This is a genomic window from Actinomadura sediminis (assembly GCF_042675525.1).
In the GTDB taxonomy this organism is placed as follows: domain Bacteria; phylum Actinomycetota; class Actinomycetes; order Streptosporangiales; family Streptosporangiaceae; genus Spirillospora; species Spirillospora sediminis.
Genome location: NZ_JBHTJA010000044.1, coordinates 13,736 through 33,539 on the forward strand (window position 1 = coordinate 13,736; position 19,804 = coordinate 33,539).

17 protein-coding genes and 3 pseudogenes are annotated in these 19,804 nt (G+C 75.2%); 11 read left to right on the plus strand and 9 right to left on the minus strand.

The features are described 5' to 3' along the window. Positions 1 to 116 precede the first annotated feature (116 nt). The gene (locus ACFQ11_RS21080; RefSeq protein ID WP_378301156.1) at positions 117 to 1,358 is read left to right on the plus strand and encodes a serine hydrolase domain-containing protein; all 1,242 of its coding nucleotides are present in this window, start codon (positions 117 to 119) and stop codon (positions 1,356 to 1,358) included. On the opposite strand, the gene ACFQ11_RS21085 is transcribed toward ACFQ11_RS21080, so the two are convergent. Genes ACFQ11_RS21085 through ACFQ11_RS21095 form a run of 3 tightly spaced genes read right to left on the minus strand, consistent with a single transcriptional unit; the run spans position 1,355 to position 3,985 of the window. After that, positions 1,355 to 2,281 carry a threonine/serine dehydratase gene (locus ACFQ11_RS21085; protein WP_378301158.1) on the minus strand — a complete coding sequence of 309 codons (927 nt, stop codon included), beginning with the start codon at positions 2,279 to 2,281 and terminating at the stop codon, positions 1,355 to 1,357. The two genes, ACFQ11_RS21080 and ACFQ11_RS21085, sit on opposite strands and share 4 nt — an antisense overlap. Further along, positions 2,278 to 3,600 carry an RNA polymerase sigma factor gene (locus ACFQ11_RS21090; RefSeq protein ID WP_378301160.1) on the minus strand — a complete coding sequence of 441 codons (1,323 nt, stop codon included), beginning with the start codon at positions 3,598 to 3,600 and terminating at the stop codon, positions 2,278 to 2,280. The genes ACFQ11_RS21085 and ACFQ11_RS21090 overlap by 4 nt, the downstream gene beginning before the upstream one ends. A gap of 37 nt (positions 3,601 to 3,637) precedes the next feature. Next, a complete protein-coding gene (locus tag ACFQ11_RS21095) occupies positions 3,638 to 3,985 on the minus strand; it encodes a YciI family protein (protein WP_378301162.1) in 348 nt (115 codons plus the stop codon). Positions 3,986 to 4,251: 266 nt separating this feature from the next. Here ACFQ11_RS21095 and ACFQ11_RS21100 point away from each other — a divergent pair, with 266 nt between their 5' ends. Next, complete coding sequence (locus ACFQ11_RS21100; RefSeq protein ID WP_378301164.1) at positions 4,252 to 5,178, plus strand: helix-turn-helix domain-containing protein; 927 nt, start codon at positions 4,252 to 4,254, stop codon at positions 5,176 to 5,178. Positions 5,179 to 5,223: 45 nt separating this feature from the next. On the opposite strand, the gene ACFQ11_RS21105 is transcribed toward ACFQ11_RS21100, so the two are convergent. The 4 genes and pseudogenes from ACFQ11_RS21105 to ACFQ11_RS21120 form a co-directional block, all read right to left on the minus strand. After that, positions 5,224 to 5,424 carry a hypothetical protein gene (locus tag ACFQ11_RS21105; RefSeq protein ID WP_378301166.1) on the minus strand — a complete coding sequence of 67 codons (201 nt, stop codon included), beginning with the start codon at positions 5,422 to 5,424 and terminating at the stop codon, positions 5,224 to 5,226. 328 nt (positions 5,425 to 5,752) lie between these two features. After that, positions 5,753 to 6,313 (minus strand): dihydrofolate reductase family protein, encoded by a 561-nt coding sequence (locus tag ACFQ11_RS21110; protein WP_378301168.1) that lies wholly within the window; start codon positions 6,311 to 6,313, stop codon positions 5,753 to 5,755. A 15-nt stretch (positions 6,314 to 6,328) separates the two neighbouring features. Beyond that, on the minus strand, positions 6,329 to 6,931 hold the full coding sequence (locus tag ACFQ11_RS21115; protein WP_378301170.1) for an NADPH-dependent FMN reductase: 603 nt from the start codon (positions 6,929 to 6,931) through the stop codon (positions 6,329 to 6,331). A 167-nt stretch (positions 6,932 to 7,098) separates the two neighbouring features. Then, positions 7,099 to 7,320: pseudogene (locus tag ACFQ11_RS21120) on the minus strand (MmyB family transcriptional regulator); the annotation flags it as partial. Between the two features lie 62 nt (positions 7,321 to 7,382). On the opposite strand from ACFQ11_RS21120, the gene ACFQ11_RS21125 reads away from it, so the two are divergent. After that, the gene (locus tag ACFQ11_RS21125) at positions 7,383 to 10,640 is read left to right on the plus strand and encodes a BTAD domain-containing putative transcriptional regulator (protein WP_378301172.1); all 3,258 of its coding nucleotides are present in this window, start codon (positions 7,383 to 7,385) and stop codon (positions 10,638 to 10,640) included. A 27-nt stretch (positions 10,641 to 10,667) separates the two neighbouring features. On the opposite strand, the gene ACFQ11_RS21130 is transcribed toward ACFQ11_RS21125, so the two are convergent. Beyond that, positions 10,668 to 11,048 carry a YchJ family protein gene (locus ACFQ11_RS21130; RefSeq protein WP_378301174.1) on the minus strand — a complete coding sequence of 127 codons (381 nt, stop codon included), beginning with the start codon at positions 11,046 to 11,048 and terminating at the stop codon, positions 10,668 to 10,670. Positions 11,049 to 11,154: 106 nt separating this feature from the next. Here ACFQ11_RS21130 and ACFQ11_RS21135 point away from each other — a divergent pair. Together ACFQ11_RS21135 and ACFQ11_RS21140 are read left to right on the plus strand one after the other, a co-directional pair. Beyond that, positions 11,155 to 11,625: pseudogene (locus ACFQ11_RS21135) on the plus strand (RNA polymerase sigma factor); the annotation flags it as partial. 82 nt (positions 11,626 to 11,707) lie between these two features. Next, a pseudogene (locus tag ACFQ11_RS21140) lies at positions 11,708 to 12,475 on the plus strand (CU044_5270 family protein); the annotation flags it as partial. Positions 12,476 to 12,554: 79 nt separating this feature from the next. Here the strand turns inward: ACFQ11_RS21140 and ACFQ11_RS21145 are convergent. Further along, on the minus strand, positions 12,555 to 13,346 hold the full coding sequence (locus ACFQ11_RS21145; protein ID WP_378301234.1) for an SAM-dependent methyltransferase: 792 nt from the start codon (positions 13,344 to 13,346) through the stop codon (positions 12,555 to 12,557). A 289-nt stretch (positions 13,347 to 13,635) separates the two neighbouring features. Between ACFQ11_RS21145 and ACFQ11_RS21150 the strand changes: the two genes are divergently transcribed. Genes ACFQ11_RS21150 through mnhG form a run of 6 tightly spaced genes read left to right on the plus strand, consistent with a single transcriptional unit; the run spans position 13,636 to position 19,795 of the window. Beyond that, positions 13,636 to 16,608, plus strand: coding sequence for a Na+/H+ antiporter subunit A (locus ACFQ11_RS21150; RefSeq protein WP_378301176.1), 2,973 nt, complete (start codon positions 13,636 to 13,638; stop codon positions 16,606 to 16,608). Next, entirely contained in the window at positions 16,605 to 17,183 is a 579-nt protein-coding gene (locus ACFQ11_RS21155; RefSeq protein WP_378301178.1) for a Na(+)/H(+) antiporter subunit C, read from the plus strand. Before ACFQ11_RS21150 ends, ACFQ11_RS21155 begins: the two co-directional genes overlap by 4 nt. Beyond that, entirely contained in the window at positions 17,180 to 18,688 is a 1,509-nt protein-coding gene (locus ACFQ11_RS21160; RefSeq protein ID WP_378301180.1) for a Na+/H+ antiporter subunit D, read from the plus strand. The genes ACFQ11_RS21155 and ACFQ11_RS21160 overlap by 4 nt, the downstream gene beginning before the upstream one ends. Then, on the plus strand, positions 18,685 to 19,209 hold the full coding sequence (locus ACFQ11_RS21165; protein ID WP_378301182.1) for a Na+/H+ antiporter subunit E: 525 nt from the start codon (positions 18,685 to 18,687) through the stop codon (positions 19,207 to 19,209). The genes ACFQ11_RS21160 and ACFQ11_RS21165 overlap by 4 nt, the downstream gene beginning before the upstream one ends. Continuing rightward, positions 19,206 to 19,472, plus strand: a complete 267-nt coding sequence (locus ACFQ11_RS21170; protein WP_378301184.1) for a monovalent cation/H+ antiporter complex subunit F — start codon at positions 19,206 to 19,208, stop codon at positions 19,470 to 19,472. Before ACFQ11_RS21165 ends, ACFQ11_RS21170 begins: the two co-directional genes overlap by 4 nt. Then, complete coding sequence (gene mnhG / locus ACFQ11_RS21175) at positions 19,469 to 19,795, plus strand: monovalent cation/H(+) antiporter subunit G (RefSeq protein WP_378301186.1); 327 nt, start codon at positions 19,469 to 19,471, stop codon at positions 19,793 to 19,795. Before ACFQ11_RS21170 ends, mnhG begins: the two co-directional genes overlap by 4 nt. Positions 19,796 to 19,804 lie beyond the last annotated feature (9 nt).

Genomic DNA, 19,804 nt, shown 5'->3' on the forward strand with positions numbered 1-19,804 from the left:
GCGGGCGCGCATGGGTCTCGAGCAGGACGCCGATCTCGTTCGTGCGTCGGATGACATCCGCAAGGCGCCTTCGGAAGGCTCGTCCCCGGATGGTGATCGCCGACGGAGGGAGCGAGATGACGGTGCGGCGCGCGACGGCCAGGTGGGCGGCCCTGGGGGCGGCGGCGGTGCTGGCGGCGGGAACGCTGCAGGCGCCCGCGGCGGCGGAGACCGGGATCGACCGGGACGGGCTGGACGCGGCGCTCGGCGGCGTCCACGAGGCGGGGATGTACGGGGTCTTCTCGCAGGTGCGGGACGGCCGCGAGGTGTGGCGCGGGGCGGCCGGGGACGCGGACGTGCGGACGGGGCGGCCGGTGCGGCCGCACATGCGGCACCGGGTGGGGAGCATCACGAAGACGTTCGTCGCCACCGCGGTCCTGCAGCAGGTCGAGGCGGGGCGGGTCGAGCTGGACGCGCCGGTCGGCCGGTACCTGCCGGAGCTCGTGCCGGGGGAGCGGGGCGAACGGGTGACGGTGCGGATGCTGCTGAACCACACGAGCGGCATCGGCGACTACCTCCCGGCGGCGTTCCCGTCGCTGCTGGAGCCGTCGGGGAAGAGCCTCGACGAGCACCGGTTCCGGGAGCTCCCGCCGGAGCGGCTCGTGGAGTGGGGGCTGGCGGCTCCCGCGACGAACGAGCCGGGGGAGCGGGTGTCGTACTCGAACACCAACTACATCCTCGCGGGCCTGCTTCTGGAGAGGGTGACGGGCGACGACGCGGCGCGGTACGTCGAGCGGCACGTCGTCCGGAAGGCGGGGCTGCGGCACACGTACTTCCCGGAGCGGCCCCGGATCCGGGGGCCGCACCCGAAGATGTACGCGTCGATGTTCGGCTACATCGATCCGCCGCGCGACTACAGCGTCTACGACCCGAGCTGGGTGTGGACGGCGGGCGCCCTCGTGTCCACGATGGACGACCTGAACTCCTTCTACCGGAAGCTGCTGGGCGGCGAGCTGATCGGGGAGAAGGCGCTCGCGGAGATGAAGCGGACGCGGCCGTGGACGGACGCGAACGGGAACCTGATCGCGAACTACGGGCTGGGCCTGTACTCGATGGACCTGCCGTGCGGGACGTTCTGGGGCCATGACGGGCTCGTGTGGGGTGCGGGCACGCAGTCGCTGTCGACGGCCGACGGGACCCGGCAGGTGTCGTACGCGATGAACCTCACGAAGTACCAGAGGATCGAGAACGGGGCGGTCGTGCCGCACCCGATCGACTACGCCCTGTCCCGGTTCCTGGTGGGGGCGGCGTGCGGGGACGCGCCGATGGCGAAGTCGTCGGGGGTGCGGCCGATGCCGCTGCAGTCGGTCGCCCCTTAGAGCGTCGACGGGTCGGTGTTCGCCCCGCACAGGACGATCGCGACGCGTTCGTCCCGTGCGGGGCGGTACGCGCCGGTGCGGAGCGCGGCGACGGCGGCGGCCGTGCCGTGCTCGACGGCGATGCGGTACTCGTCCCAGATCGCGCGGCGGGCGCCGATGATCGCGTCGTCGTCGACCAGGACGGGACGGACGCCGGTGCGGGACGCGACGGCGTGCGCGATGCCGCCGAGGCGGGTGGCGCCGAGGGAGTCGGCGGCGACGCCGGAGACGCCGACGTCGACGGGGCGTCCGGCGGCCATGGCGCGTTCCAGCGTGGGGATGGTCGCGGGTTCGGCGCCGACGACGCGGGCGCGTCCTTCGAGGGCGGCGGCGACGCCCGCCATGAGGCCGCCGCCGCCGACGGCCAGCAGGACGGTGTCGACGTCGGCCTCGGCGAGGAGTTCGAGGCCGAGGGTGCCCTGCCCGGCGCAGACCTCGGGCTGGTCGTAGGCGTGGCAGAACAGGGCGCCGGTGTCGGCGGCGCGCTTGTGCGCGGCCTCGGCGGCCTGCGCGTAGCGGGCGCCGACCTGGACGACGGCCGCGCCGAGCGCCCGCAGCCGCTCGACCTTCACCCGCGGGGCGGTTTCCGGGACGAACACCTCGGCGGGCACGCCGGACCGTGCCGCCGCGTACGCGAACGCGAGGCCGGCGTTGCCGCCGGACGCCGCGACGACGCCGGAGTCCGGGAGGCGTCCCTCGGCGCGGGCGGCGAGGATGTGGTTGAACGCGCCGCGCGCCTTGAACGAGCCGGTGTGCTGGGTGTGTTCGAGTTTCAGCCACATCCGCCCGGCGGGGACGAGCGGGTCGATCTCCAGCAGCGGCGTCCTGCGCACGTGCCCGGCGATGCGCGCGGCGGCGGCCTCGACGTCCGGACGGGCGATCATCGGGACTCCTCTCTCGCACGGCCGGTCGCCGTGCTGCCGTCCCCATGCATACCAGCGGCGCGGTCGAGGAGGGCGCGGCGCTCGGGCTCGTTGCGGGTGAGCGCGGCGGCGCGTTCGAACTCGGCGCGGGCGTCGGCGGTGCGGCCGAGCCGGGCGAGGAGGTCGCCGCGGACGCCGGGCAGCAGGTGGTAGCCGCGCAGGGCGGGGTCGTCGGCGATGGTGTCGAGGAGGGCGAGGCCCCGTCCGGGGCCGTGCGCCATCCCGACGGCGACGGCCCGGTTGAGCTCCACGATCGGGGACGGTGCCACGCCCGCGAGGACCTCGTACAGTGCGGCGATCTGCGGCCAGTCGGTTTCGGCGGCGGTGCGGGCGCGGGCGTGGCAGGCGGCGATGGCGGCCTGCAGGACGTACGGGCCGGGCGTCCCGCCGAGTTCCTTCGCGCGCAGCAGCGCGGCGAACCCGCGCCGGATGAGCAGCGGGTCCCATTTCCCGCGGTTCTGTTCGTGCAGCGGGACGGGTTCGCCGGCCGGCCCGGTCCGGGCGCGGGACCGGGACGCCTGGATCTCCATGAGCGCGACGAGCCCGTGGACCTCGGGTTCGCGGGGCGCCAGCCGGGCGAGGACCCGGCCGAGCCGGAGCGCCTCCTGGCAGAGGTCGGTGCGCACCCAGTCGTCCCCGGCGGTCGCCGCGTACCCCTCGTTGAAGATCAGGTACAGGACTTCCAGGACGGACGCCAGCCGCGCCGCGCGGTCGGATCCCTCGGGCACCTCGAACGGGACCCCGGCCTCCGACAGCGTCCGTTTCGCCCGGACGATCCGTTGCGCGACGGTCGGTTCGCCGACGAGGAACGCCCGCGCGATCTCGTCGGTCGAGAGCCCGCCGAGCATGCGCAGGGTGAGGGCGACGCGGGCCCGGGCGGGCAGGACGGGATGGCACGCGGTGAAGATCAGCCGCAGGACGTCGTCGTCGATGCGTTCGGGGTCCTCGGCGGCCTCGAACTCCGGCGGCGGGCCCTGCGCCTCGGCCTCCCGCCGGTGCCCGATCTCCTCGATCTTGGCGTCGAGGCGCCGGTCGCGGCGGATGCGGTCGATCGCTCGGCGCTTGCCGACGGCCATGAGCCAGGCGCCCGGGTTGTCCGGGACGCCCGACTCCGGCCACTGTTCGAGCGCGGCGACGAGCGCGTCCTGCGCGAGTTCCTCGGCGAGACCGACGTCGCCGACCAGGCGGGCGAGCCCGCCGGTGATCCGCGCGGACTCCAGCCGCCAGACCGCGTCGATGCGGGCGTGGACGCCGGGGCGTCCGGTCTCGGGGGTCGTCACGCCGCCGATGAGAGCACCGGCGGCGCGCCCGCGCAAGTCAGCCCGGGATGTCCTCGGGCCCGAACACCTGCTGGATGACGCCCTGACCGTCCCCGACGATCTTCCAGAACCGCTTGGACAGCTCGATCGCCTCCTCGCGGCTGCGGACGTCGATCAGCGCGAACCCGACCACGGCCTCCTTGGCCTCGGTGAACGGGCCGTCGGTGACGGTGACCTTGCCACCGGTCGCCGAGATCCGGGTGCCGCCCGGCTCCAGGCCCCCGGTGGCGAGCAGGACGCCGGACTTCGTCATCTCCTCGATGAACGCGCCCATCTCGGCCATCATCGTCTCGTCCGGCGCCTGCTGGGCCGAGCCGTCGTCCGTGGTCATCATCAGGAAGCGCATGTCGTCTCCTCCGTGCGGCCCGGGTCCCTCCCGGGCCTTCACCGACGCGTCGAAGAGGGGGCGGCCGGATCGACATCCCGGCCGGATTTTCTTCGAGAAATTCTCAGGTTCACATCCTGGCAGGTCACGGGCGTGCGGGGGGCTCGTCGTGCGGGTATCGGACGGGGGTGAGCGTCCGCTCGGGCCTGTCCGGACATTGGGCAAAGCCACCGGCGGCGGGTAACTTTTCTCCGTCGGCACGATCCGCGCGTCCGAGGAGGCGCCCCGTGGGAGAACCACCGCGAGCATCCGGCGCGCCGTCCGCGCCCGGCGGCGCCCCCGGCGGGCCGCCCGCCCGCGGCCGCGAGCTCGCCGGCCCGACCGTCCTGCGGATGCTGGTCGGCGCGCAGTTGCGCCGCCACCGCGAGGCCGCCGGCATCTCCACCGAGGCGGCCGGCTACGAGATCCGCGGCTCCCACTCCAAGATCAGCCGGATGGAGCTGGGACGCGTCGGCTTCAAGGAACGCGACGTCGCCGACCTGCTGACCCTCTACGGCGTGACCGACCCGGACGTCCGGGAGCCGCTGCTGGCCCTCGCCGAGCACGCCAACCAGCCCGGCTGGTGGCAGCGCTACGGGGACGTCGTGCCCGGCTGGTTCGAGCCGTACCTGGGGCTGGAGCAGGGCGCGGTGCTGATCCGCCAGTACGAGGTGCAGGCGATCCCGGAACTGCTGCAGACCGAGAAGTACGCGCGCGCCCTGCTTCAGGCCCGGCACCCCGAGTCCCCGCAGGAGGAGATCGACAAGCTGGTCGAGCTGCGGATGGAGCGCCGCCGCGTCTTCGCCCGGCCCGACCCGCTCAAGCTGTGGGCGGTGATCGACGAGGCGGCGCTGCGGCGCGCGGTCGGCGGGGCCGGCACGATGCGCGGCCAGCTCCGGCACCTCATCGAGATGGCGAAGCGGCCGAACATCACCGTGCAGATCCTGCCGTTCTCCGCGGGCGGCCACGCGGCCGAGGGCGGCCCGGTGACGCTGCTGCGGTTCGCCGAGCCCGAACTGCCCGACGTCGTCTACCTGGAGCAGCTCGCGGGCGCCCTCTACCCGGACCGTCCGTCCGAGATCGCCCGCTACCAGGACGCCCTGAACCGCCTCGGCGTCCAGGCCGAACCCCCGACCCGGACCCCGGACGTCCTGCGCGCCGTCCTCGACGAGTGACCGCCGCCCCGGCCGCGGCCGCCGCGGCGGGCCCGTCCGGCCGGGTCACGCCGGGAAGGTCCCGGGGGAGAGCAGGGGTTCGAGGAGGTCGTCGAGCCGCTCGGCCGCCGCGACCGTGTCGCCGCACGGCGCCGGCCGACGCGCCCGCGCCCGCCCGTCCGGCGACCGGTAGAAGCACCAGCCGCCGCGTTCGGCCCGCACCGTGACCAGCGTCCCCACCTCGCGGGCACCGGCCCTGGCGTACACCCGCCCCGGCGTACACCCGCCCCGGCGTACACCCACATCAGCGGACCCGCCGCCGGGGCGTACAGCCGCAGGCAGTTCGACCTCCCCGCGAACCCACCCGCGCAGATCCGCGACAGCAAGGCCCCGGCCGCCGGGCACCTCGCGCTGGCCCCGGACACGTAGGCCGCGTTCGTGGCCGAGGTGCGGAAGGGCCGGTTCGACCTGGTGTGAGTCGGCACGCCGACGTGCCGAGCGCCCCGGCCGACGATGTCGTCGACCGGGGCGCTTCGCTGTTCAGGGGGTTCCTCCTACATCAAGGCGCGGGCCTCGGTGCGGTGCGGCCGGTGCGTCACTTGGCGGCCGGGGTGTAGGTCGCGACGATGACGCCGTTCGAGAACGTCCGGGTGCCGGCCAGCTCGAACGAGGCACCGAACCCGGTGCCGCTCAGCAGCTTGGACGTGTCGGACGGTCCCACGATCACCGGGTGGATCCACAGCCGCAGCTCGTCCAGGAGCCCGTGCTCGACCATCGTCTCCGACACCTTGCCGAAGCCGTACTGCAGGATGTCCTGCCCGTCCTGCTCCTTCAGCTCGGCGAGCTTCGCGGGGGCGTCGGCCCGCCGGATGATCGTGCTGTCGCCCCACTCGGCCTTCTCCAGCGAGTCGGACACGACGTAGTGGTGGAGCGAGTTCATCCGGACGCCGAAGTCGCCGGTGGCCTCCTCCATCGCCGGCCACGTCTCGGCGAACGCGACGTAGGTCTCGCGGCCCGCCAGCAGGGCGTCGCAGGAGAACAGGAGTTCGCGGCCGTACTCGGCGGCCTCCTCCCCGAAGTACGGGGCGGTCCAGACCTGCGGGTCCGCGATGACGCCGTCGAGCGTGACGTAGGTGGAGCTGATGATCTTGCGCATGGTCGTCCTCCGAGTTCAGCCGTACGGGTGTGCGGTGCGTGCGTCGCGGAGGGCGCGGGCCCACCACGAGAGCCGGTCCAGGGTCGTGGTCACGGTGGTGTTGCATTCGGCTCCGGTCTTGGGCCAGGAGCCGTCGGCGGCGAAGTCGCGCCAGTAGCAGGGCAGCGCCACGCCGTCCCGGATCGGGACGGCCTCCAGCTCGGTGAACACCTCGCGGAGCTGCGCGGCCGCCTGGAGACCGCCCGACTCGCGGCCGTAGGACACGACGGCGACGGGCTTGGCGCGCCACTCGTCGTAGAACCAGTCGATCGCGACCTTCAGCGCGCCCGGGTAGCCCCGGTTGTACTCGGGCGTCACGACGGCGAACGCGTCGGCCGCCGCGAGCCGCCGGCCGAGCGCCGCGACCGCGGGCGGCGCGGGCTCGTCCTCGTCCGGCAGCGCCTGCGGGAGCGCGCACGCCGCGAGGTCGACGAGGTCGACGTCCAGGTCCGGGCGCCTGCGGGCCCGCGCGGCGAACCACTCCGCCACGGTCGGGCCGAACCGCCCGCGCCGCGTGCTGCCGATGATCACCGCCAGCCGCAGCCGCGCACCGTCCGCGTCCATGTCCACCTCCCTCACCGTGTCCCTCCCTGTTCCTTCGAACAGGACCCACTGTGGCGGAGGAGCTTTACGGGATCCTTACGGCCGCCTTCCGGTCGGGGTAGCCACCGGAAAGTCCCAGGTCGGAACGGGTGCGGGCGCGGAGAAGTCCGCCTCGTTCGGGAGATGCCCGGGTACGGCGGTGCTCAGTCGTTACCGGGGTGCTCCCGGTAGATCAGGGGCTGGTGTCCGGGCACGCCGGCGACGTTGAAGGCGTGGAAGCCGATGTTCAGCAGGTCGTGGGTCTTGGGCCGCACGTCGTGGCGCGCCCACAGGCCGGGGAACTCCGGGCTCCCGGCCTCCAGCCGGTCGAGCAGTTCGCGGAGCCGGGCGGGAGTCGCGGCGAAGTCGGAGCTCGCGCGCAGGTCGGCCCTTCCCGCGCGTCCGAGGGCGCTTCAGCGGAACCCCCTCGACGCTCTAAGGTTCCGGCATGCGATTCGGGGTGCTCGGCGCGCTCGCCGTGTGGACGGACGACGGCGGGCTCGTCCCCGTGCCCGGCATCAAGGTGCGGGCCCTCCTCGCCGACCTGCTCGTGCACGAGGGCCGGCCCGTCCCCGCCGACCGGCTGATCGACGACCTGTGGGGCGAGGCGCTCCCGGGGAACCCGGCGGGCGCGCTGTCGGCGAAGGTGTCGCAGCTCCGGCGGGTGCTGGAGGACGCCGAACCGGGCGCGCGGGCCCTCGTGGAGTCGCGTCCCGCCGGGTACCTGCTGGCCGCCGACGCCGGGCGGGTGGACGCGCGGCGCTTCGAGTCCCTCGTGGACGAGGCGCGCGCGGCGGCGGACCCGAAGGAGCGGGCCGCGCTGCTCGGTGAGGCCCTCGGGGCGTGGCGCGGCGCGCCGTTCGCGGATTTCGCGGACGAGCCGTTCGTCCGTCCGGTGGCGGCGCGGCTCGAGGAGCTGCGGCTGACCGCGCTGGAGGAGCACGCGGAGGTGCGGCTGGAGCTGGGCGAGCACGGGGCGCTGGCGGGGGAGCTGGCCGCCGCCGTCGCCGCGCACCCGCTGCGGGAGCGGCTGCGCGCCGCGCACATGCGGGCCCTGTACCGGGCGGGGCGGCAGCACGAGGCGCTGGAGAGCTTCGACCGGTTCCGGGGGCTGCTGGCCGACGAGCTGGGCCTGGACCCGGGCGTCGAGCTGGCGGAGCTGCACGGCGCGATCCTGCGGCAGGACCCGGGCCTGGACGCGCCGCCCGTGCGGGCGGCGGCCCGCACGGCGCCGCGCTCGAACCTGCCGGTCCCGCCGACCGAGCTGATCGGGCGGGACGGCGCCGTGGCGGACGTCCGGGCCCGGCTCGGCACCGACCGGCTGGTCACGCTGACGGGGCCGGGCGGCGTCGGGAAGACGCGCCTGGCCGTGGAGGTCGCCGCCGGGCTGTCCGGCTCGTTCGCCGACGGGGTGTGGCTGGTGGAGCTGGCGGCGGTCGACCGGGCCACGGTCCCCGACCTCGCCGCGGTCGTGACGGCGGTCCTGGACGTGCACGACGTGCCCGGCGGCCCGGACGCGCCCCTCGACCGGCTCGCGGCGGCGCTCGGCGGGCGCCGCCTGCTGCTCGTCCTCGACAACTGCGAGCACGTCGTCGAGGAGGCCGCCGGGCTGGCCGGCGGGCTGCTGCGCCGGGTGCCGGGGCTGCGGGTGCTGGCGACGAGCCGGGAGCCGCTCGGCCTGCCCGGCGAGGCGGTGTGGGCGGTCCCGCCGCTGGACGTGCCCGCCCGGGACGGGACGGACGACGCCGCGGCGCTCGCGCGGTCGAGCGCGGTGCGGCTGTTCGCGGCGCGGGCGGAGGCGGCGGCGCGCGGGTTCCGGCTGGACGGCGAGACGGCCGCGGCGGTCGCGGTGCTGTGCCGGCGGCTCGACGGGCTCCCGCTCGCGCTCGAACTCGCGGCGACGCGCGTCCGGACGCTCGGCGTCGCGGGGCTCGTCGCGCGGCTGGACGACCGGTTCCGGCTGCTCGCGACGGGACACCGGGGCGCGCCGCCCCGGCAGCGCACCCTCACCGCGATGATCGACTGGAGCTGGGACCTGCTGGACGAGCCGGAGCGGGCGGTGCTGCGGCGGCTGTCGGCGCACGCCGACGGCTGCACGGTGGCCGCCGCCGAGGCGGTGTGCGCGGGCGGGGACGTTCCCGCCGAGGAGGTCTGGGACCTGCTGGTCCGGCTGGTCGACCGGTCGCTGGTCGTGCTGGTCGAGCGGCCGGGGGAGGAGGCCCGGTACCGGCTGCTGGAGTCGGTGGCGGCCTACGGCGCCGACCGGCTGCGCGACGCCGGGGAGCACGCACGCGTCCGGACCCGGCACAGCGAGTACTACACGGACCTCGCCGAGCGCGCCGACCTGCGCGGCGCCGGGCAGGCGTCCTGGCTGCGGACGCTCGACGCCGAGACCGCGAACCTGCGCGCGGCGCTCGACACGGCCGTCGCGGACGGCGCCGCCGACCGCGCGCTGCGGCTCGTCTGCGCGCTGGCCTGGTACTGGTTCCTGCGCGGCCGGCTGGGCGAGGCGCTGCGCTCCTTCGACGCGGCGCTCGCGCCCGGCGGCGGGTCGCCCGCCCTGCGCGCCCGCGCGCTGACGTGGCGTACCGGGCTCACGATGCTCAAGGGCGACGCCCGCGACTGGCCCGCGCGCAGCGCCGCGGCGCTGCGCGCGGCGGACGCGACCGGGGACCCGCACCTGGCCGCGTGGGCGCGGTGGTTCCTCGCGTTCGCGGGTTCGGACGTGGACGACGTCACGGCGGTCGGGCCCGTCCTGGCGGAGGCGCTCGCCGCGTTCCGGGCGGCGGGCGACGCGTGGGGCGAGGCGGCGGCGCTGCTGCTGCGCGCCAAGCACGCCCACGTGCGCAGCGACCTCGCCGCGCTGGAGCGCGACGCCGGCCGCGCGGCCGCGCTGTTCGGCGACCTCGGCGACCGGTGGGGGCGGCTGCAGGCCACCGAGTGGCTCGGCGGGCTGGCGGAGCTGACCGGCGACTTCGACGGGGCGGAGCGGCTGCACCGCGACGGGCAGCGGATGGCGGAGGAACTGCGGCTGTGGCCCGACGTCGCGGCACGGCTGGCCTGGCGCGGCTGGATCGCCGTGATGCGCGGCGACCCGCAGGCGGCGCTGCGGCTGTGCGACCGGGCGATGCGGCTCGGGACGGAGCGGGGCCACCTGCAGGCGGTCCGGTTCGCGGAGGCCGGGATGGCGCTCGCGGCGCGGCACGCCGGGCTGCTGGACGAGGCGTCGGAGCGGCTCGCGCGCATGATGGAGGGCGCGTCGCCCGACGAGTTCCCGCCGCTGTCGCTGACGCTGAACCAGCTCGGCCTCGGGTACGTGGCCGAGCTGCGCGGGGACGCGGACACGGCCGTCCGCTACCACCGGGACGCGCTGGCCGTCGCGATCCGCCAGGAGTCGCCGCGCGACGTCGCCGGCGCCCTGGAGGGGCTGGCGGGCGCGTACGGGCTGACGGGCGGCCACGCGGAGGCCGCCGCGCTGCTGGGGAAGGCCGCCGCCGTGCGCGCCGCGGCGCGGATCCCGGCGAGCCCGGCGGAGCGCTCCGACATCGACCGCGCGGCGGAACGGTCCCGGTCGGCGCTCGGCGCGGACGCGTTCGCGGCGGCGTTCGCGGACGGCTCCGCCCTGGATCCGGCGGACGTCCTGGACCGGGCGGAGGCGGTGGCGGGACCCTCGCCGTGGCGGGGCCCGCCCGCCGCCGGCGGGTGAGCCGCGCGCCGGGCGGGCGGGCGGCGCTCAGCCGATCTTGCCGCGGACGTAGACCCAGGCGTCGCCGTCGCGGGCGAACCGGCTGACCTCGTGCAGCTCCCCGGCCTCCCCGCCGGACGAGTACCGGGCGCGGAACTCCACGACGCCGCGCGCGTCGCCCGGCCCGCCCGCCTCGGTCCGGACGATCTCCAGGCCGGTCCAGCGCGTCCCCGGGTCGAAGTCGATCCGGGCGGGGCGGGTCGCCGGGTGCCACGTCCGCAGCAGGTAGTCCTCGTCGTGCTCCGCGAACGCGCTGTACCGCGACCGCATCAGCTCCTCGGCCGTCGCCGCGGCCGCCTCCCCCCGGTGGAACCGCCCGCAGCACCGCCGGTACCCGATCCCGCTCCCGCACGCGCACGCCTTCGCCACGCGTCCATTCAACCGCGCCGGTGTAACGCCGGCGCCCCCGGCCGGACGTATGGGGCGAACCGACTCAAGGAGAGCCGCATGCGTCACGAGCGACACCGGGCCGCCCATGGCTGACCCGAAGGACGACCGGAAGGCCCGGTTCGAGGCCGTCTACACCGCGTCGTACGAGCCGATCCTCGGCTACGTGCTGCGCCGCTGCTCCTCCCCGGACGACGCCGCCGACGTCGTCGCCGAGACCTTCACCGTCGCGTGGCGGCGGCTGGACGACGTCCCCGAGGGCCACGCCGCGCGGCTCTGGCTCTACGGCGTCGCGCGCCGGGTGCCGGCCAGGCACTGGGAGAAGGAGACGCGGCGGCGGAGGCGGACGACGACCCTGCACCCGGAACTCCGCGACGAACTCGCCGGCGCCGCGGACGAGTTCGTCGACACGTCCGCCATCGCCCAGGCGTTCGCGGGCCTGGCCGAGCGCGACCGCGAACTGCTCCGCCTGGTCGCCTGGGAGGGGCTCGCCCACCCGGAGATCGCCGTCGTGCTCGGCTGCTCCACCGGGACCGTCCGCGTCCGGCTGCACCGCGCCCGCAGGCGCCTGTCCCGACGCCGAGACCGCCGCGTCCGCCCAGACCGCCGCGTCCGCCGGGGCCGCGCGGACCCGCCGCCGGCTTTCCCGGATCGCCGTCCGGCTCGCGGCGGTCGGCGCCCTGGCCGCCGCGGTCACCGCGGGCGTGTCGGTCGTGGCCGTCGACGACGAGGGACGGCCCCGCGCGCCGATCCAGGCCGTGGGCTCGGTCGCGCACGCGGCCGAGGTCCTCGACAACGCCGCCGCGGCGGCCGCCTCCCGCCCGTTCACCGCGCCCGGACCCGAGCAGTGGCTCTACACCAAGATCCGGATGAAGGGCGCGGCGGAACCCTCCGGCGTCGTCACCGGCGGACCGTACGCGACGCGTTCCTGGGAACTGTGGCGGCGGATCGACGGGAGGCACCAGTACGCCGCGTACCAGAACGGGAGGCTCGTCGAGTCCCCCGTCTCGGAGAAGGGGCCGCGCGCGTCCCGGTTCGATCCGCTGCCGACCGACCCGGACGCGCTCCTCCAGAAGATCGGGGCGATCCCCGGGCAACCGGACGAACTCGCGTTCGGCACCCTCATCACCATCCTCGCCGAGAACCTGCACCCCCCGGCGGTCGAGGCGACGATCTTCCGGGCGATGAAGCGGATCCCGGGCGTCACCGCGACCGAGGGCACCGTGGACGCCGCCGGACGCCCGGCGATCACCCTCGGGCTGACCGCGAAGGAGGGCTGGGTGCGGCAGGAGGTCCTGCTGGATCCGGAGACCTACCGGTACCGGGGCGAGCGCTCCATCGCGGTCGGCGACCAGACCATCGAGGGCGATGGCGGCGACATCGTCGTCAAGAGCGGCACCCTGCAGTAAGAGCAGGTCCGGGTGGCCGCCGCGGTCGTCGACGAACCCGGCGAACGCCCCTGAACGGCGCTGCCGGGAGGCGCGGCGCCTAGGGTTTGCGGGCCACCCCGCCCCAGGCGTCGTGCCTCTCCGCGTCGCCGAACGGGTTCGGGTCCGGCCGCCACCGCCCGATCTCCACCAGGCCCGGGTCGACGGGCTCGAAGCCGTCCAGGAAACGCCCGAGCTGCTCGGGGCTCCGCAGGACGTACGGCTCGGACCCGCCCGCGTTGTAGTCGCCGACCGCCTCGACGAACGACGGGTCGGTGTTCGTCCCGTCGTAGAGCGCGAGGAAGCCACCGGACGGCAGCGCGTCCTTGAGCGTCTCGACGATCTCGCGGGCGCGGGCGTCGTCGTCCCCGGAGACCGGGACGTGCCCGAGGACGCCCATGAGCATCAGCGCGACGGGCCGCCCGAAGTCGAGCTTCGTGCGGGCGACGTCCAGGATCGACGCGGGGTCGGTCAGGTCGGCGTCGATGTAGTCGGTGCCGCCCGTCCCCTTGCCGGTGAGCAGCGCGTGCGCGTGCGCGAGGACGAGCGGGTCGTTGTCGACGTACACGATGCGGGAGTCGGGCGCGACGCGCTGCGCGACCTCGTGGGTGTTGTCGTGGCTGGGCAGCCCCGTGCCGATGTCCAGGAACTGCCGGACGCCCGCCTCGCCCGCCAGGAACCGCACCACCCGCATGATGAAGTACCGGGACGAGCGCGCCATGTCGGCGATGCTCGGATAGATGCTGGCGAAATGGGCACCGGCCTCCCGGTCGACCGCGTAGTTGTCCTTGCCGCCCATCCAGAAGTTCCAGATTCTCGCCGAATGCGGGATCGACGTATCGATTCCGGCCATCAAGTCCTTCTCGGCCTCGTGCCAGGAGAATTTCTCGTCGCCGCTCACGGTCGCCTCCAGACGGGGCAGGGGGATCCTCGGGCGTTGCACCAGCAGAAAACCAAACCCCCGCCCACCCGACAACCGGTTCGGGAGCGGCCCCCGCCCGGCCCCGCCCAGTGCCCGCGCCCCGCCCGTGCGGCGTCCGCCTCGCCCCGCCCGTCCCGGCGCGTCCGTTTCGGTGCCGCACATCGGGTAGATCGACGACAGCACCGATGATCAGCAGGGGAGGGGGTGCCGAGGCGTCCTCATGTTCGCGCTGATCATGTTGTACGCCGCCGCGGCCGTCCTCGTCCCCTGGGCGGCCGGACGCAACGGCCGCGCGATGGGGTACGCGGCCGCGCTCGTCCCCGCCGCCACCGCCGCGTGGGCGATCGCCCGCGCCGGGGACGTCGCCGGCGGGCACGACGACACCGCGCGGCTGTCCTGGGCGCCCGACCTCGGCCTCGCGGTCGATTTCCGGCTGGACGCCCTCGCCGTCGTGATGCTGCTGCTCGTCGGGGGCGTCGGCGCGGTCGTCCTGTGCTACTCCGCCTGGTACTTCCCGTCCGGCCCGCGCACCGACCGGCTCACCGTCGGGACGCTCGTCGCGTTCGCGGGCGCGATGACCGGCCTCGTCCTCGCCGACAACCTGCTCGTCCTCTACGTGTTCTGGGAGCTGACCACCGTCAGCTCGTTCATCCTCATCGGCGCCGGGCACCCCGAGCGGACCGCGGACCGGCGCGCCGCCCTGCAGGCGCTGCTGACGACGACCGCGTTCGGCCTGGTGATGCTCGTCGGGTTCGTCGTCCTCGGGGAGGCCGCCGGGACGTACCGGATCTCCGAGATCGTCGCGGACCCACCCGGCGGCGCCGCCGCCCGCACCGCGATGGTGCTGATCCTGCTCGGCGCGTTCGCCAAGTCCGCGCAGATGCCGCTGCACGCGTGGCTGCCCGCCGCGATGGTCGCGCCGACGCCCGTCAGCGGCTACCTGCACGCCGCCGCGATGGTGAAGGCCGGCGTCTACCTGGTGGCGCGGCTGTCGCCCGCGTTCGCCGAGACCGGCCTGTGGAGCCCGCTCATCGTGTCCGTGGGCCTCGTCAGCCTCCTGGTCGGCGGCGCCGTCGCGCTCCGCCAGGACGACCTGAAACGCCTGCTCGCCTACGGCACCGTCAGCCAGCTCGGCTTCCTCATGGTGCTGCTCGGCGCCGGGACCCGGACGGCCGCGCTCGCCGGTATCGCGCTGCTGCTGGCGCACGGCCTGTTCAAGGCGCCGCTGTTCCTCACGGTCGGCGTCCTCGAACACGAGGAGGGGACGCGGCGCGCCCACGAGCTGTCCGGGCGGCGGAGGCCCGTCCTCACGGTCGCGGCGGCCCTCGCGACCGCGTCCATGATCGGGCTGCCGCCGTTCCTCGGGTACGTCGCGAAGGAGGCCGCGCTCAAGGCGTTCGCGCACGGCGGCACCGACGCGATCGTCCTCGCCGGGATCGTGGCGGGCTCCGCGCTGACCGTCGCCTACGGGGCGCGGTTCCTGCACGGCGCGTTCGGCGGCGCGTTCGGCGGCGGGGACGGCGACGAGACCGGCGACGGGGCCGGACGGCCGCGCCCGGGCGGGCGGCGCCCGTGGGGGCTCGTCGGACCGGTCGTCGTCCTCGCCGTCGCCGGATTCGCCGGCGGCCTGCTCACCGGCCCCCTCGACCCCCTCCTCGCCGCGTACGCCGACACGCTCCCGGCGCCGTCGCCCGGCTACGAGCTCGCGCTCTGGCACGGGCTCGGGCCGCCGGTCGTCCTCACCCTCGTCGCGTTCGCCCTCGGGTTCGCCCTGTACTGGGCGTTCGGGCGGACGTTCCCGGCCCGGTCCGTCCGGTGGCGCGCCCCCGACGCGCAGGACGCCTACGACGGCACCGTCGCCGCGACGCTCGCCGCCGCGCGGGGCGTCACCCGCCGGATCCAGACCGGTTCCCTGCCGGTGTACCTGTTCGTGATCGGCGTGATGGTGCTGCTCCTGCCGGGCGCCGGGCTCGTCGCCGGGCTCATCGGCGGCACCGCGCCCCGGCCGTCCGCCGACCGGCTGCGCGCCTGGGACGAGCCCGCGCAGCCGCTCCTCGTCGGCGTCGTCGTCGTGTGCTCGCTCGCGGCGGTCCGCGTCCGCCGCCGGCTGTCGGCGGCGCTGCTGCTCGCCGGCGTCGGCTACTCCGTCGGCGGCCTGTTCGTCGTGCACGGCGGCCCCGACGTGGCGCTCACCCTGCTCGTCGTCGAGACGCTGTCGCTGATCATGCTCGTGTTCGCGCTGCGGCGGCTGTCCGACCGGTTCCCGCCGCGCCGCCGGACGACGTCCGCCCGCGTCGGCACCGCCCTCGTCAGCGCCTGCCTCGGCGTGTTCGTCGCGCTGTTCATGGCCGTCGCCGGGCTCAGCCGCGGCGCCGACCCCGTCGGCCCCGCCTACGCCGGTCCGGCCGAGAAGGAGAAGGCGAAGAACATCGTCAACGCGATCCTCGTCGACTTCCGTGCGCTCGACACGCTCGGCGAGATCGTCGTGCTCGCCATCGCCGCGATGGGCGTCGCCGGGCTCATCCTCACCGGGCCCGGCGCCCCGCCGCTGCGCGAGCGCCGCACCGTCCGCCCCGGTCCCACCCACGGGCTCACCGGGGAGCCGTCCCCGCGGAACCCGCCCGAGCAGCCGGAGGGACGGACGCGCTGGCTCGCCGCCCCCGGACGGCCGCCGCTCGGCGGCTCGTCCGTCATCCTGGAGGCCACCGCCCGCCTCCTCGGCCCCACCCTGCTGGTGGTGTCGGTGTACCTCCTCGTCGCCGGGCACGGCCGCCCCGGCGGCGGCTTCGTCGGCGGGCTCGTCGCCGGCATGGCGTTCGTCCTGCGCTACCTGCCCGGCGGGAAGCGCGAGCTGGCCTACGCGATCCCGGTCCGTCCCGCCGTGCTGCTCGGTGGTGGCCTGCTCGTCGCGGTCGCGGCGGGCGCGGCCGGCTGGCTCACCGGCGACGCGTTCCTGTACCAGACGACGTACCACGCGCACGCCCCCCTCATCGGCGAGATCCACCTTCCGACCAGCCTGTTCTTCGACATCGGGGTGTACCTGCTGGTGCTCGGGCTCGTCCTGACGGTCCTCACCACGCTCGGCGCGAGCCTGGAGCGGCAGCCCGGGAAGGACGGCGCGGGGGAGGACGGCGCGGAGGAGGACCGTGCGGAGAAGGCGGCCCGCGACGTCGCCGGAGAGGAGCCCCGATGACCGGCCCCACCGTTGCGCTGACGGCCGCCGTCGCCGTCCTGTTCGGGACCGGTTTCCACCTCATGCTGCAGCGCTCGCTCGTCCGCATCGTCGTCGGCTTCATGCTGCTCGGCCACGGCGCCAACCTGGCGCTGCTGCTCGCGGGCGGCCCGTCCGGGTCGCCGCCGCTGCTCGGCGGGAAGGACGACGGCGGAATGGCCGACCCGCTCCCGCAGGCCATGGCCCTCACCGCGATCGTCATCACCTTCGGCGTCACCGCGTTCCTGCTGGCCCTCGCCTACCGCAGCCGCCTCCTCACCGGCGAGGACGAGGTCCAGGACGACGTCGAGGACCGCCGCGTCTGCGCGGAGGAGCACGCCGATCCCGACACCTGGTCGGGCGACCCCGTCGAGGGCAACGTCGAGCGCCCCGGCGATGGCCGCCCCGAGGGCACCGGCGAGGGTGACGGCGAGGGTGACGGCGAGGGTGACGGGAAGGGGGACGAGGAACCGTCGCGGGAGGACGGTCCCGGCCCCGGTGCGGGCCCGCCCGGAGAAGGGCGGTCCGGCGAGGGTCCGCGCGGGGGCGGCGCATGAACGTCCTCGTCCCGCTGCCGTTCGCCCTGCCGCTGCTCGGCGCGGCGTTCGCGCTGGTCGTCCGGCGCTGGGAGAACTGGCTGCGGATCGTCGCGCCGCTCGTCGTCGCCGGGGTCGTCGCGACGGGCGCGGCGCTCGTCGCCGCCGTCGCCCGGGACGGCGTCATCGCCGTCCAGCTCGGCGGCTGGGCCGCGCCGCTCGGCATCACGCTCGTCGCCGACCGGCTCTCCACGCTGCTCGTGACGGTGTCGGCCGTCGTCCTGCTCGCCATCATGATCCACGGCGTGGGGGAGGGCGTCGGCGGCCTCGGCGAGCACGAGCCCGGCGTGTTCTACCCGGCCTACCTCACCCTCACCGCCGGGGTCTGCCTGGTGTTCCTGTCCGGCGACCTGTTCAACCTGTTCGTCGCCTTCGAGGTGATGCTCGCGTCGAGCTACGTCCTGATGACGCTGTCGCCCACCCGCGAGCGCGTGCAGGCCGGCATGACGTACACGGCCGTCAGCCTGACGTCGTCCATCCTGTTCCTCACCGCGATCGGCCTCACCTACGCCGCGGCCGGCACCGTCAACCTCGCCGACCTGTCCGTCCGCACCGCCGGCCTGCCGCCCGGGACGCGCACCGCGCTCGCCATGCTGTTCCTCGTCGTGTTCGGCATCAAGAGCGCGATCGTCCCGATGCACCTGTGGCTGCCCGACAGCTACCCGGCCGCCCTCACCAAGATCACCGCCGTGTTCGCGGCGCTGCTCACCAAGGCCGCCGTCTACTCGCTGATCCGCGTCGAGACCCTGCTGTTCCCCCGCGACGGCCTGTCCTGGCCGATGCTCGGCCTCGCCGCGCTCACCATGCTCGTCGGGACGCTCGGCGCCCTCACCCACGACGACGTGCACCGCATCCTGTCGTTCACGCTCGTCGGGCACATCGGCTACATGCTGTTCGGGCTCAGCCTGTTCAGCGTCGCGGGACTCACCGGCGCGATCCTCTACCTCGTCCACCACATCATCGTGCAGGCGACGCTGTTCCTGGTCAGCGACCTCATGCAGGGCCTCACCGGGGAGATCACCCTCACCCGCCTGCGCGGCCTCGCGGCCGTCTCCCCGTTCCTGTCCGTGGTGTTCTTCATCCCCGCCCTGAGCGTCAGCGGCGTCCCCCCGACCTCCGGGTTCATCGCCAAGCTCGGGCTCTTCCAGGCCGGCGTCGGATCCGGGAGCGTCGCCGCGTACGCCGTCACGGGCGTCGCCGTCCTCACCAGCCTCCTCACCCTGATGGCGATGAGCCGCGTGTGGGCCCTGGCGTTCTGGCGCACCCCGGCCGAGCTGCCCGAACGCCGCCACGACGCGGCCGCGCGCGGCGGCGTCCTCATCATGCGGACCGTCACCGCCGCGATGATCTGCGTCGGCCTCCTCGTCCCCGCGTTCGCCGGGCCCCTCACCGACTGGAGCCACCGCGCCGCCACCGAGCTGCTGAACCCCGCCCCTTACGTCCAGGCCGTCCTGGAGGAACGGTGAACGTCCTGCGCCGCATCGGCTCCCGCACCGGCATGGCCCTGTGGCTGCTCGGCGTGTGGCTGCTGCTGTGGGGACGCGCCGACGCCGCGACCGTCCTGTCCGGCATCGCCGTCGCGCTCGGGGCCTACGCGGTCACGCGGCTGCCGACCGTCCCGTTCCTCACCCGGCCGCGCCCGATCCGGCTCGCCCAGGCCCTCGCCGTGTTCGGCTGGGACCTCCTCGTGTCGAGCGTCGTCATCGGCAGGCACGCGCTGTGGCGGCCGGGCCGCGTCCGGGGCGCCCTCGTCCACGTGCGGGCGCGCTCACGGTCCGACGTCGTCCTCCTGGCGGTGACCACGAGCATGTCGCTGCGGCCGGGCACGCTCGTCCTCGACGTCGACTGGGAACGCTCGCTGTTCCTCATCCACGGCATGCCCGTCGCCGACCCCGCCGACGCGGAGTCCGTCAAGCACGATCTGCTCGCCACCGAACGCCGCCTGCTGCGCGCCGTCGGCGAGCCCGAACCGGAGGAGCCCGCATGATCGCCGTCTACGTCCTGGCCCTGAGCCTCCTCGGCGCCGCCCTCGTCCTGACGACCCTCCGGCTGCTGCGCGGCCCCACCTCGTTCGACCGCATCATGGCCCTGGACGTGCTGGCGGTCCTGCTCGTCAGCGGCATCGCCGTGCACGGCGCCGCCCAGGACGAGCCCGCGAACGGCACCCTGCTCGTCGTGATCTCCCTCCTCGGGTTCGTCGGCTCGATCACCGCGGCCCGGCTGGCGGGCGAACGGGGCGAGCACGGATGAGCTTCGCCGACATCGTCACCGCGATCCTGCTGCCCGCCGGGGCCGCCTTCTCGTTCGTCGGCGCCCTCGGCGCGCTGCGCTTCCCCGACCTGCTCAGCCGGCTGCACGCCGCGACGAAACCGCAGACCATCGGCCTGCTGCTGGTCCTCGCGGGCGTCGCGCCCCAGACCGACACGCTCACCGCCGCCGCTCCGCTGCTGCTCGTCGCCGTCTTCCAGCTCATCACCGCCCCGGTCGCCGCGCAGACGATCGGCGCCGCCGCCTACCGCACCGGCGGCATCGACGGCGACCGCCTCGTCGTCGACGAGTCCGACGGGACGTGACCGGAAGGT